This is a genomic window from Peribacillus sp. Bi96 (assembly GCF_918698115.1).
Taxonomy (GTDB): Bacteria; Bacillota; Bacilli; order Bacillales; family DSM-1321; genus Peribacillus.
Genome location: NZ_CAKKLV010000008.1, coordinates 118,339 through 130,755 on the forward strand (window position 1 = coordinate 118,339; position 12,417 = coordinate 130,755).

General features: G+C 38.9%; 13 protein-coding genes. 10 read left to right on the forward strand and 3 right to left on the reverse strand.

Annotated elements, in window-relative coordinates:
* Positions 1 to 156: 156 nt before the first annotated feature.
* Positions 157 to 672 carry an antibiotic biosynthesis monooxygenase gene (locus LQ203_RS12425; protein ID WP_230158603.1) on the reverse strand — a complete coding sequence of 172 codons (516 nt, stop codon included), beginning with the start codon at positions 670 to 672 and terminating at the stop codon, positions 157 to 159.
* A 291-nt stretch (positions 673 to 963) separates the two neighbouring features.
* On the opposite strand from LQ203_RS12425, the gene hemE reads away from it, so the two are divergent.
* The 3 genes from hemE to LQ203_RS12440 all read left to right on the forward strand — a co-directional run bounded on the left by hemE (position 964) and on the right by LQ203_RS12440 (position 3,884).
* Positions 964 to 2,007 (forward strand): uroporphyrinogen decarboxylase, encoded by a 1,044-nt coding sequence (gene hemE / locus LQ203_RS12430; protein WP_230158606.1) that lies wholly within the window; start codon positions 964 to 966, stop codon positions 2,005 to 2,007.
* A 78-nt stretch (positions 2,008 to 2,085) separates the two neighbouring features.
* Positions 2,086 to 3,021, forward strand: a complete 936-nt coding sequence (gene hemH / locus LQ203_RS12435) for a ferrochelatase (RefSeq protein WP_230158607.1) — start codon at positions 2,086 to 2,088, stop codon at positions 3,019 to 3,021.
* A 287-nt stretch (positions 3,022 to 3,308) separates the two neighbouring features.
* Entirely contained in the window at positions 3,309 to 3,884 is a 576-nt protein-coding gene (locus LQ203_RS12440; protein WP_230158742.1) for a TetR/AcrR family transcriptional regulator, read from the forward strand.
* 157 nt (positions 3,885 to 4,041) lie between these two features.
* On the opposite strand, the gene yhfH is transcribed toward LQ203_RS12440, so the two are convergent.
* Positions 4,042 to 4,170, reverse strand: coding sequence for a protein YhfH (gene yhfH, locus LQ203_RS12445; RefSeq protein ID WP_230158609.1), 129 nt, complete (start codon positions 4,168 to 4,170; stop codon positions 4,042 to 4,044).
* A 173-nt stretch (positions 4,171 to 4,343) separates the two neighbouring features.
* On the opposite strand from yhfH, the gene LQ203_RS12450 reads away from it, so the two are divergent.
* The 7 genes from LQ203_RS12450 (at position 4,344) to LQ203_RS12480 (ending at position 11,937) form a co-directional block, all read left to right on the forward strand.
* Positions 4,344 to 5,078, forward strand: coding sequence for an MBL fold metallo-hydrolase (locus LQ203_RS12450; protein WP_230158611.1), 735 nt, complete (start codon positions 4,344 to 4,346; stop codon positions 5,076 to 5,078).
* Between the two features lie 36 nt (positions 5,079 to 5,114).
* The gene (locus tag LQ203_RS12455) at positions 5,115 to 6,104 is read left to right on the forward strand and encodes a lipoate--protein ligase (RefSeq protein WP_230158619.1); all 990 of its coding nucleotides are present in this window, start codon (positions 5,115 to 5,117) and stop codon (positions 6,102 to 6,104) included.
* Positions 6,105 to 6,285: 181 nt separating this feature from the next.
* Positions 6,286 to 7,830: a fatty acid--CoA ligase family protein gene (locus LQ203_RS12460; RefSeq protein WP_230158621.1), complete on the forward strand. Its 1,545-nt coding sequence runs from the start codon at positions 6,286 to 6,288 to the stop codon at positions 7,828 to 7,830.
* 176 nt (positions 7,831 to 8,006) lie between these two features.
* Positions 8,007 to 8,534, forward strand: a complete 528-nt coding sequence (locus LQ203_RS12465; protein ID WP_230158623.1) for an HD domain-containing protein — start codon at positions 8,007 to 8,009, stop codon at positions 8,532 to 8,534.
* Positions 8,535 to 8,722: 188 nt separating this feature from the next.
* A complete protein-coding gene (locus LQ203_RS12470) occupies positions 8,723 to 9,400 on the forward strand; it encodes a response regulator transcription factor (RefSeq protein WP_230158624.1) in 678 nt (225 codons plus the stop codon).
* 309 nt (positions 9,401 to 9,709) lie between these two features.
* Positions 9,710 to 10,975, forward strand: a complete 1,266-nt coding sequence (locus LQ203_RS12475; protein WP_230158626.1) for a M48 family metallopeptidase — start codon at positions 9,710 to 9,712, stop codon at positions 10,973 to 10,975.
* Between the two features lie 152 nt (positions 10,976 to 11,127).
* Positions 11,128 to 11,937 (forward strand): YitT family protein, encoded by an 810-nt coding sequence (locus LQ203_RS12480; protein ID WP_230158634.1) that lies wholly within the window; start codon positions 11,128 to 11,130, stop codon positions 11,935 to 11,937.
* Between the two features lie 72 nt (positions 11,938 to 12,009).
* Here LQ203_RS12480 and LQ203_RS12485 read toward each other — a convergent pair whose 3' ends face one another.
* On the reverse strand, positions 12,010 to 12,246 hold the full coding sequence (locus LQ203_RS12485; protein ID WP_230158637.1) for an IDEAL domain-containing protein: 237 nt from the start codon (positions 12,244 to 12,246) through the stop codon (positions 12,010 to 12,012).
* Positions 12,247 to 12,417: the final 171 nt, after the last annotated feature.

Sequence of the window (12,417 nt, forward strand, 5' to 3'; positions counted from 1 at the left end):
ACATTTCCCCGGAAATAATGAAGAAATTTGTCGGATTGTTTAATAGTTATAATAACAGAGCTATATCATTTTGGCAGTCCAAAATAAACTCTCGAAGAGCTTAAATCAAAGAGGCCCATCCTTAAGGGGATGGGCCTCTTATTAAGCAGCGATAGTCTATTCCTCGGAATCTTTCACCAATGTATACTGCGTTACGAAGGCTTCACCTGAAAACATCTTCTGGCTGGAATTCGTAACAGGAGGTTTGGAGTCACTGCTATGCGCCTGCTGGAATGAACTGGATTTCTTCCAGTTCATAAAGTCCGATTGTTTTTCCCAAATCGTTAAGATAACATATGTTTCAGAGTTGATTGGCCTCAGGATACGAAGGGCAACGAAGCCGGGCTCATTTTCAATTAGCCCTGCCCTGTTTTTAAAGCGATGTTCAAATACCGGCCGTCCTTCCTCACTGACAGGGATATTGTTCATGACCACATATCCATGATCTTGAAGAGATCCCTTCCCATCAACTACTTCATATTTACGTGGCGAGCTGAAGAGCGTTTTACCTGTTGTTTCATGTAAAAGTACAGTGTTTTGAGCATTCTGCATAAGTAATATTTTTTCATTCGGGTGCTTATCTTTTTTTAATTTCAAAAAATCATAAGTACCTGAAGTGATGAATACATTCATAAATTCCCCTCCAACTCTTATATAGTATCTGTATACCCATTTTACCCAATGAATAGCGCTTTTACCATTTCCACAAATATAATTCTCAGTACCTTGCACAAATGGACTTGGAAATTGATTGAATTCCGTACAAAAACGTCGATTTTCTGACAAATAAATAGGTTGGCTATACTTCTATTATATAAAAAGCTATAGTTTAAGGAGATTCAATTTCAAATTCAACATCCTTCTGATATTCTATGTAAGTAATGAGTAAAAATAGAAACGTGATTGCTTGAAAGGTGGATATTAATGTCTAAGGAAATTACGAATGATACATTTTTAAAAGCTGCTAGAGGAGAGAAATCGGATCATGTACCTGTTTGGTATATGCGCCAGGCTGGCCGTTCACAGCCGGAATATCGTAAATTGAAAGAAAAGTACTCCCTTTTTGAAATAACTCATCAGCCGGAAATATGCGCATATGTGACGAGATTGCCAGTTGAGCAATATGATGTAGATGCAGCGATTTTATATAAAGATATAATGACACCGCTACCAGCCATTGGAGTGGATGTAGAGATTAAGTCGGGTATCGGTCCAGTCATATCCAATCCGATCCAATCGGTGAAAGACGTTGAAAAACTAGGTGAATTGAATCCAGAGGAAGACATTCCATACGTGTTGGATACGATTAAACTATTGACCACAGAGCAATTGTCCGTTCCTTTGATTGGTTTTTCTGGTGCACCTTTCACGATTGCTTCATATATGATTGAAGGAGGCCCTTCCAAAAACTACAATAAGACAAAAGCTTTCATGTATTCAGAGCCAGTGGCCTGGTTTGCTTTAATGGATAAGTTAGCGGACATGATCATTATTTATGTTAAGTCACAAATAAAAGCAGGCGTCAAAGCCATCCAAATCTTTGACTCATGGGTGGGTGCATTGAACGTTGAAGATTACCGTGTATTCATCAAGCCAATCATGAATCGCATCTTTTCTTCATTACGTGAAGAAAATGTACCGCTAATCATGTTTGGGGTCGGTGCAAGTCACTTGGCAATGGAATGGAATGACCTCCCTATTGATGTAGTCGGGCTGGATTGGAGACTTCCAATTACTGAAGCTAGACAGATGGGGATACAAAAAACCGTTCAAGGTAACCTTGATCCGGCCCTGCTATTATCATCATGGGATGTTATAGAAGAGCGGACGAAACAGATCCTTGATCAGGGCATGCAACAGGATGGCTACATCTTTAATCTTGGACATGGGGTTTTCCCTTCCGTAAATCCGGATACACTGAAGAGATTGACCACTTTCATCCATGAATATTCAGCAAAAAAGAATTAGCATGAGCGAACTGTTTGCTAAAAGACCTTAAATGGATGCACAATAAAAGAACGAAATTTTTAAAAGAGGTGTAGTTTCATGTCAAGAAAAAGAATGGGCCTTCTGGTTATGGCTTATGGTACCCCATACACAGAAGAGGATATTGAAAGATATTATACACATATTCGCCATGGAAGAAGACCCAGTGACGAATTGATTGCCGATCTAAAAGGTAGATATGAAGCGATCGGTGGATTGTCCCCGCTCGCGAAAATAACAGCAGGACAAGCTGAGGCCCTTGAAAAGCAATTGAATTCCATTCAGGAAGATATCGAATTCAAGGCCTATTTAGGACTGAAACATATTGAACCTTTTGTTGAAGACGCCGTGAAACAAATGCATGATGACGGTATCAAAGAAGCGGTCAGTATTGTATTGGCGCCGCATTTCTCAACATTCAGTGTGAAGTCATATAATGGACGTGCTCAGGATGAAGCCGCTAAATTGGGTGACCTTACCATCACATCTGTTGAGAGCTGGTATGACGAGCCGAAATTCATTCAATATTGGGTGGACCAAGTAAAAGAAGTAATAGGGAAAATGACTTCGGATGAGCGTGATAATTATGCTTTGATTGTGTCTGCACATAGTCTCCCTGAAAAGATATTGCAATTAGGGGATCCATATCCAAATCAATTGCAAGAAACTGCGGACATGATTGCAAAAGGAGCAGGGGTCATCAACTATGCAGTAGGCTGGCAAAGCGCTGGACAAACACCTGAACCATGGCTAGGACCGGATGTGCAGGATTTAACCAGAGATCTTCATCAAGAAAAAGGTTATAAAGCTTTCATTTACATCCCTGTAGGATTCGTTGCCGAGCATCTTGAAGTTCTTTATGATAACGATTATGAATGTAAGGTTGTGACGGAAGAGATTGGTGCAGGTTACTACCGGCCGGATATGCCTAATGTTAAACCGGCATTCATCGATTCATTGGCCACAATCATCTTAAACAGATTACAGGAAAAATGATTAGTTAATAGGGGATATTCCCATTATCCATGATTGCGAGTGGCTACATATTAAAATGAAGTTGAACCATGCTCTAAATCAGGACTAAACTTTTGGTATGGATGGGAATGCAAGCTTGGAAACGATTGCGTAAATTAAATAATCTGTCTTCAGTGGCTGTCCGGAAATGAGGATAGCCATTGTTTCTCTAGGAGATAAATATTTGATTGAAAAGACTGAATATTTTTGGTAAGATATTATTGAACTTATTGACTGTTTTGTCCGTCTGGTCAGAATCGAGGTGGGAAATGTCTGTTGATCGTAAAAAATTAATTTTAGAAGCCGCGACCAAGTCGTTTTCACTTTTTGGATACAAAGCAACGACGATGGATCAAGTCGCTAAAATTGCCAATGTTGGAAAAGGGACCATTTATACCTTTTATAAAAATAAAGAAGAGCTGTTTAAAGAGATCGTTCAGCGGTTGATAGAGGAAATGAAATATGAGGCTGAACAATCTTTGGATGATCAACTCCACTTTTTTGAAAATCTACATCGGGCTGTGTATCGAATTCTGGAGTTTAGGCAGGAGCATCAATTATCTTTAAAACTTCTTCAGGAAGAGCGGGAAATTGGTACCCCGGCCGTTCAGGACATGGTTAATGAAATGGAAGAAGCCATTGTATCTTACATTAAGGAAAAGCTTAAAATAGCGATTTTTAAGGGCTATATACAGCCTTGTGATCCAGAGATAACTGCTTTCCTGATGCTAAAGATGTACCTTGCCCTTATTTATGATTGGGAGAGGAATCATGCCCCATTAGAGAAAGAGGAAATTGCTGAACTATTCAAAATATATTTATTCAAAGGATTATCCGCTCCGTGATAATTCTATTTTTTTGCCAAAAAGCGAAAAAATAGAAAGAAGAGATACCGAACATTGGTATCTCTTCTTTCTATTTGGGGATATTTTTCAGCTGCGAAACTGAACTTTATATGGGATCATCCACTAATTGGGAAGCAGATGGTGAAACACATCATTATTACTCTCCAGAAAGGCAATGATCACAGTGGTTTCCATAACATTCGTGCTGTTCTTCAATTTTTTTTCCGCAATCCGTGCATTGTTTAGGAGGCAGGTTTTTAAAGAACTCAACACTACTTTGAATCATGAACATCATCTCCTGATTTTTATTGTTATTCTCTTTACTATGGCTTTATTGTATTATAACAGATTGTGCATGTCAACCAATGTTTTATAACATAAGTAAAAAAGGTGAAATAAGGGCAAGAATAGTTTATATTAATGGGGAAGTCATTGAGAGAAAAAAAGGAGTGCCTAAGCATGAAAATCACCGTAATTGGCTGCTGGGGCGGATATCCAGCTAAAAATGAGGCAAGCTCTGGTTATTTGCTTGAATATGAAGATTTTCGCATTCTGCTTGATTGTGGCAGCGGTGTTCTATCACAGTTGCAAAATCATATGAAGCCGGAGGATCTTGGTGCTGTTGTATTATCGCACTATCATCCGGATCATGTAGCGGATGTCGGTGTCCTGCAACACGCTGCGCTCATACAGCAGATATTGGGCAGCAACAAAAGGACCATTCCTATTTATGGGCATGCTTTAGATGAAGCTGAATTTAGAAAGTTAACTTATAAAGACGTGACAAAGGGGATAGCCTACTCTGTTGATGAACCGTTAACAATTGGACCGTGCAAATTTACGTTCATGAAAACAAAACATCCTGTCCCTTGTTATGCAATGAGGATTGAGGCAGAAAATCATTCGATTGTTTACACAGGTGACAGCTCCTATATGGATGAGCTTGCGGATTTCGCTAAAGATGCCAATGTTTTATTATGTGAAAGTAATTTTTACAGTGATATGGATGGTTCAAAAGCGGGGCATATGACGGCTAGAGAAGCGGGCATGCTAGCCGAAAAGGCAGACGTCCAGCTTTTGCTGTTAACTCATCTCCCGCATTTTGGAGATCATAATCAACTGAAAAAAGAAGCATCCGAGGTATTCAAAAGGGAGATAGCTATAGCGAAAACCAATCTCGAATTCCAATTATAAATGAAGTATGAATGAAGTCTAGAAGGAGGAACAACTGTGCTTTTTATTGATAATAAGGGAATAACGGACCCGAGAATAAATCTGGCCATAGAAGAATATGCGCTTAAACATTTAAATATAGACGAAACCTATCTTCTTTTTTATATTAATCGCCCTTCAATCATCATAGGAAGGAATCAAAATACTATTGAAGAAATCAATGCCGATTATGTAGAGGGAAATGGCATTACTGTTGTTCGCCGTCTTTCAGGGGGCGGAGCGGTTTATCATGACTTGGGAAATCTCAATTTTAGTTTCATTACGAAAGATGACGGAGATAGCTTCCATAATTTCAAGAAGTTCACCCAGCCTGTCGTGGAAACACTCGAGAAACTCGGAATACAAGCTGAATTAAGCGGACGGAATGATATCCTTGCTGAAGGAAAGAAAATCTCTGGCAATGCGATGTTTTCAACGAAGGGCAGGATGTTCAGTCATGGTACTTTGTTGTTTCAATCAGAAATGGATCATATTGTATCCGCTTTAAAAGTGAAAAAAGATAAAATCGAGTCCAAAGGGATTAAATCGATAAGGAGCCGCGTCGGAAATATCGCCGATTTCTTAAAAGAACCAATGTCTGTTGAAGAATTCCGTTCATTCCTGCTGCAAAATATTTTCCAAGATAGCGGTGAGGTTACAGAGTATGTTTTAACCGAGGCAGATTGGGAGAAGATACACAAGATCTCGGAAGAAAGATATCAAAACTGGGAGTGGAACTATGGAAAATCACCTAAATTCAACTTGCAAAATTCTCATAGGTTCCCTGTAGGGTCTGTTGATATCCGTCTTGAAGTGAGTAGGGGTGTCATTGAGAACTGTAAAATCTACGGTGATTTCTTTGGGGTTGGAGAAGTAACGGATATAGAACAAAAGCTTACTGGAACGCGCTATGAAAAGGATGCTATCAGCAGTGTATTAGATGAGATAAATGTTCGACATTATTTTGGCAATGTAACGAAAGAAGAAATATTGGCTTTAATCTATTAAGCCTGAAAAGCCGTCCTGACTTACTAGGGCGCTTTTTTTGTGGCTAACAATGACAGTTATTGCTTGAATATGGATAAAATTGTTGCTGTAATCATTTTCTTTTAATATAATAAAAAAGTATTTAGTTTACTCTAAAAATGAATGGCGATTCATTCATGCTGATTGCAGGGGAGGGAGAACGATGAATTTATCCGAACAGCTTCATCAAACGGCTTTAGGAAAGGTCGATAAGCCAGCTTATTATTTTATGGATCAATCCACTTCATATGGGGAATTGGATCAAGCCGTTACTAAGTTTGCAGACGAACTACATAAGCTTGGTGTTTCAAAAGGTGATAATGTTGCGCTGGTTTTAGGCAATTCTCCACACTTCATCATTTCATTGTATGGGGCTTTACGAGCAGGTGCGACCGTCATTCCCGTAAATCCGATTTACACACCTGATGAGATTGGATACATCCTGAATAACGGCGATGTAAAGGTCGTCGTGGCATTAGATAAGCTTTTACCCTTATTAGAAAAAATGAACCCGATCCTCTCAAGTGTAGATTCATATGTAATTTGTGAAACGCAGCCGGATAATGGTGATAGTAGCAAATTGAGCATCTGCCCAAAAATGAAATCGTTTACAAAGATGGTTGAAAAGGGAGATGCCGGCTTCAAAGGCCCAGAGCTGGACCCTGAAGATACGGCAATCATACTCTATACTTCCGGGACAACAGGAAAACCAAAGGGGGCCATGCTCACGCATACGAATATATTCTCCAATGCACATGATGTTGGTGAATATTTAAAAATCACGGAAAGTGACCGTGTCATTACGACATTGCCAATGTTCCATGTTTTCAGTTTAACAGTAGTAGTGAATGCCCCGTTGTTGAGCGGAGGTACGCTTTTAATTGTCCCGCAATTCAGTCCAAAAGAAATATTCAGGCAAATCAAAAAATATGAGGCGACCGTTTTTGCTGGAGTGCCAACGATGTATAATTTTCTTTTCCAATATCCAGATGCGAAGGAAGACGATTTGAAGTCATTGCGTATATGCATTTCAGGTGGATCCGCCTTGCCAGTATCACTGCTTGAATCATTCGAGCGGAAATTTAAAGTAAGGGTGTCGGAAGGGTACGGCTTATCCGAAGCATCCCCTGTTACCTGCTTCAATCCTTTGGACCGTCCAAGGAAGGCGGGATCCATCGGAACATCCATCCTTAGGGTGGAAAACAAAGTCGTCAACGAGCTTGGTGAAGAAGTGCCAATCAGTGGGGTAGGAGAATTGATTGTCAGAGGTCAGAATGTAATGAAGGGGTATTATAAAATGCCTGAAGAAACGGCTGCTGTCTTGAAAGATGGCTGGTTATATACAGGCGATTTAGCCCGGATGGATGATGAAGGATATTTTTTCATTGTAGACCGTAAGAAGGAACTAATCATTGTTGGTGGCTATAATGTCTATCCACGTGAAGTGGAGGAGATTCTGTATGCCCATCCCGAAGTAGTTGAGGCGGCAGCTATAGGTGTGCCGGATCCAAATCAGGGAGAAGTAGTTCATTGCTTCGTGGTTAAGAAAAACAATGAATTGACCGAGGAAGAATTACTTGCCTATTGCTTGGAGCACTTGGCTAAATATAAGGTACCGGCAAAAATCGAGTTTTTGGATGAACTTCCAAAAAACACAACGGGTAAGATTTTACGGCGTTCTTTAAAAAAACATGTAATACAAAACTAAATAGTTTTAATCAAAAGGGGACAATTGCCATTAATGAGCATTGGTCCCCTTTTTGTACAACCAAAGTGTATCGCGCTGCATAAAATATATCAGGGAAGCATAAAGCCTTGATTCTTGTTTCGAAAAGAGTTATGATTGTCATTAAAAATTTCCACATAATTGTAAGGAGGGGTTAGATGAGAGATGTAAAGCTTTTAGATATTTTTTCACATCCCATTGCTCAAAAATACTTGAACCGTTCAGGTATGGCACACGCGATTGCGGTAGCATACCATTCGTTTCACCTAGCAAACGAATATAAAATAGATCCAGATATTGCAGCCAAAGCTGGACTATTGCATGATATGGGTCATTTCACCTGGTATCGCAATGGAAAGTGGGATTATGATCTATACAAACAAAATGATATCCATCCTATTAAAGGTGCAGAAAGAGCACATAAACTGTTAATCCGATTAGGAGAAAATCCGATAAAGGCAAAGACTATTTCCCTCGCCATTTTATTTCACACCGATTCGTTTTTACCTTCAAATGATATTATTCGTACACCTCTTCAGCAGGTCGTCAAATGGGCGGACGAAAAAGATGAAGAAGAGGGTGGAAAACACCATTACCGCAAAATTGATATTCAACGGGCAAAGGAAAGCATCATGAATCTGGATAAACTCATTGATGAGGAACAAAGAAAAAGGCTATCATCCTGAATGCAAACAGGCTGATAGCTTTTTTATTGTCAGGAAATCTTCTTTTTTCAAAATATTATTACAGTTTAAATTTTGATTTTGCATGTATTTCACTTATATTGTTATCAAGAGAACTAATGATGTAAAATATAGACCAATAGAACTATTTCATGATACCTAATTATAAAATTGTGGATAATTAACAAATAATGAAAAGAACAGGTGAAGTTATGAAGTCGATTAAGCTAATGATATATGGTGGTCAAGGGAGGCTTAAGGGAATCATCGAAAGAGAAGAAGACATTGTGGTCATCAGAACAACTGAAAAGGAAATGGAATTACTTAACCTTGTTAATACCGCATCAGCCATGCCTGATGTCATTCTTCTTGATGCCCAATCATCAGGGAAGCATGGACAAGTAGTAATGCCGATCCTAAAGGAAACACATCCCACCATCCCCGTCGTCATTTTTACCGCCTGTCCAGAGGATCACTACCTTATTGAAGCGATGTGTCATGGTGTGGCAGGTTATGTGCTACAGAGCAGTGGAATGAAACAATTGGTGATGGCAATCCATCAATGCGCCAACGGGCAGATTGTCTATCCTGCCTCTTTTAAATCTTTACTTATGAAGAAGCTTCAACAAGACGATGAGGAAAAATCATCTGTACCCGTGGATGAGGTTATAGAAAAGTTAGGGGCATTCTCTAAAAGGGAGTATGAACTGCTTATTCTTCTCACCGAAGGACAAACGAATCAGCAAATTTCCAAAAGGTTATTTCTTTCCATTGGAACGGTGAAAAACTATGTCAGCCGGCTTTACAAAAAACTCAATGTTCGTAATCGCCCCGAGCTTATGGCACTTTTGTATCGTTTTCAAAAATAGCAGCATGAAGGGATGACTATCCAAGTAGAGTCCTCTTCACTTCTTTTAAATGACTTGTGATTTTATGGATAAATTCTCCTGCCCTGATTTCGAAAGAGTAAATTAAGAAATTGCCACCTTTTAGTATCTTCAGTCATACCTCGAAATGTCTCCCCACACTCCATTTTATTTGTTCGTGATTTTTTATTGATTTTATAGTTGAAAGGAGGTAAACGTTTTAGGAAAAAGTAATATAGGAGGTAAATGCGGTTCTAACCTGTCCATTTTGGATTAAACTATTAAGAGGGCGTTCATTTAAGGAGGGGCATCATGGTTAGAAAATGGGCTGGAAGAGCAATTGTACTATATATACTTTATGCAGCGGTGATGTATTGGTATATTTTTTATGGAGCAGATACCTCCATTCCACAAGCATTGCGGGGGACTGCAGCGGATCCTGCAACATTTCTGAATGCAAGGGAATTAAAGCTTAGTGAAGAGTATTCAGGGCTGAGGAATTTTATTTTTTTTGTTTCTACTCCATATGAATGGCTGCTGTACTTTTTCATTTTATTATTTGGGTTTTCAAAAGCATTTGAAAAGTCATCTTTGACCATCACGAGACGGAAAGTGATCCAAACAGGCATTTACTTATTCTGGCTTTCTTTGATTTCTTATCTGGCACTATTCCCAATCAGATTCATTGGTTATCGGATGAGTAAAAGTTACCATATCAGTACACAAAGTTTCACCTCGTGGATGAAGGATGGAGTCATCGAATTCTGGGTGAACTTTGGGATGATGTTCATCATCGTTTCCGTTCTATATTGGTTAATGAAGAAAAGTGTGAAGAAGTGGTGGCTCTATGCTTGGATGTTGTCCATTCCATTTACTCTGTTCTTGATGTTTGTTCAGCCTGTATTGATTGATCCCCTGTATAATGAATTCTATCCACTCAAGAATAAAGAGCTGGAAACAGAAATATTGGCATTGGCCTCACAGGCTGAAATTCCGGCTGAACACGTATATGAAGTAAACATGGCCGAAAAGACAAATGCCTTGAATGCATATGTGACAGGGATAGGTTCCAACTCAAGAATAGTCCTTTGGGATACGACCCTTAACAAACTGAAGGAAGATGAAATCCTTTTTATCATGGCACATGAAATGGCTCATTATGTAGAAAAACACATATATATAGGAATTGCAGGTTATTTGGGGATGACCCTAATCGGTTTGTGGCTGACATCGAAAATCATGAATTATATCATTAGGCGCTGGGGCCATTTGTTAAAGGTGCGTTCGGTTGACAGTATCTCTTCACTTCCATTATTTCTTTTAATAACGGCTGTGCTGCTGTTTGCTTTGAGTCCGCTATCCAATTACGTGTCCAGATATGAAGAAACAAGGGCAGACCGTTATGCCATTGAAATGACCAGGGATAAAGAATCAGCAATCACCACATTCCAGGAACTCACCAGGTCGGGACTGAGTCAGGTGAATCCTCCATTCTTAGTTAAATGGCTGCGATATTCACATCCAACCATGCTCGAGCGGATTTCCACGATTGAAAATACAGATACAAAGGGTGATTGAAAGCCAGCTGTATACAGCTGGCTTTTTTCTGATTTTTATATCGAAGAAAGTGGACAGGAATATGTATTTTCAGAAAAAACTATTATTTTATATATCTTTGGTTCTCCACTATAATAAATTAAATTCCCAGTTTGTTTTAAGGAGATCGGTTAATGTTTAATGTATTTTTAATTACTATAGGCTCAGTGCTTATTGCCGTTGCCTACAACTTATTTTTGATACCTCATTTAATTTTAAGCAGCGGACTCAGTGGAATTGCGATTATGTTGGGAATCATTACCCCAGTCAACACAGGGATATTGAACTTTCTGTTGAACCTCCCATTGTTAATTCTTGGATACTTGAAATTGGGGAGACGCTTCATCACCTATACGATATTATCAGTTATCGTAATATCGGTCAGTTTATATCTCATTCCAGTGCATGGGATATCCACTGAACCGATTTTATCTTCTTTATTTGGCGGGATCATTTCCGGATTCGGTATAGGCATCATCTTTCGTGCTTCAGGTTCTTCAGGCGGGTTTGATATCATCGCCATGCTTTTGGCTAAGAAGAGCGACTTCCCACTTGGTTCATTGCTATCGGTGATGAATGCTGTTGTGGTGGTTATCTCAGGTTTCATCTTTGGTTGGGATGCGGCATTATATACATTGATTTCCATATATGCAGCAGGAAAAGTGATTGATACGATTCATTCCAATCACATTAAATTAACATTAATGATCGTTACCAAGAAGAGTGACGAAATGAAAACGAAGCTCCTGACTAACTTTTATCGGGGCATTACTGTCATGGACGGAGAAGGTGCATACTCTGGAGAAAAGAGTAAAGTGATGATGACAGTCATTACCCGTTACCAATTAACCGATGTAAAAACGATGATAAAAGAAGTGGATCCAAATGCTTTTGTCAATATAACCGAAACAGCCGAGGTCATGGGTATGTTTCATAAAGAGTGATGATAAATAGAAAAGCCTCCCAACGTTATGGGAGGCTTTTCTGATCATTAGGCTGTTTTTTAATCATCCATTTTAATTTCCAAACTGTTTTAGTAAAACGTTCATTTCAGAACTAAGCTTTAGGAATAAAGGTTTGTTTTTCGTATCCAAGGCTTCATCAATTTGTTTCTCAAGGATATTCTTTTTGGTAGTAAGGACGGATTCCAGAATAATCATATCAATTAACATTTCCTGAACGACGGCATCGTTTTTCATTTGGCTCATTGATAAGGACTTCACTGACTCTGAATAAGATTTTTCATTTTTCAAAGTTACCACCCCTGACCCTTTTTATTAGTATATGGATTTGAACAGATAAAATCAACTGAAAATTTAAAAAATTCAATTTTTAATAGGGGATATGTCTTTTAGATGACGAAATGGCCACTTTATAAAAGAATTTTTAACTTTTTGTGAACTCCCTTTTTATCTTTACTGGTT

What these genes read in the sequence shown, in the direction of transcription:
- LQ203_RS12425 (WP_230158603.1), bottom strand. Translation starts at nt 672, where the DNA reads ATGAATGTATTCATCACTTCAGGTACTTATGATTTTTTGAAATTAAAA.
- hemE (WP_230158606.1), top strand. Translation starts at nt 964, where the DNA reads ATGTCTAAGGAAATTACGAATGATACATTTTTAAAAGCTGCTAGAGGA.
- hemH (WP_230158607.1), top strand. Translation starts at nt 2,086, where the DNA reads ATGTCAAGAAAAAGAATGGGCCTTCTGGTTATGGCTTATGGTACCCCA.
- LQ203_RS12440 (WP_230158742.1), top strand. Translation starts at nt 3,309, where the DNA reads ATGTCTGTTGATCGTAAAAAATTAATTTTAGAAGCCGCGACCAAGTCG.
- yhfH (WP_230158609.1), bottom strand. Translation starts at nt 4,170, where the DNA reads ATGATTCAAAGTAGTGTTGAGTTCTTTAAAAACCTGCCTCCTAAACAA.
- LQ203_RS12450 (WP_230158611.1), top strand. Translation starts at nt 4,344, where the DNA reads ATGAAAATCACCGTAATTGGCTGCTGGGGCGGATATCCAGCTAAAAAT.
- LQ203_RS12460 (WP_230158621.1), top strand. Translation starts at nt 6,286, where the DNA reads ATGAATTTATCCGAACAGCTTCATCAAACGGCTTTAGGAAAGGTCGAT.
- LQ203_RS12465 (WP_230158623.1), top strand. Translation starts at nt 8,007, where the DNA reads ATGAGAGATGTAAAGCTTTTAGATATTTTTTCACATCCCATTGCTCAA.
- LQ203_RS12470 (WP_230158624.1), top strand. Translation starts at nt 8,723, where the DNA reads ATGAAAAGAACAGGTGAAGTTATGAAGTCGATTAAGCTAATGATATAT.
- LQ203_RS12475 (WP_230158626.1), top strand. Translation starts at nt 9,710, where the DNA reads ATGGTTAGAAAATGGGCTGGAAGAGCAATTGTACTATATATACTTTAT.
- LQ203_RS12480 (WP_230158634.1), top strand. Translation starts at nt 11,128, where the DNA reads ATGTTTAATGTATTTTTAATTACTATAGGCTCAGTGCTTATTGCCGTT.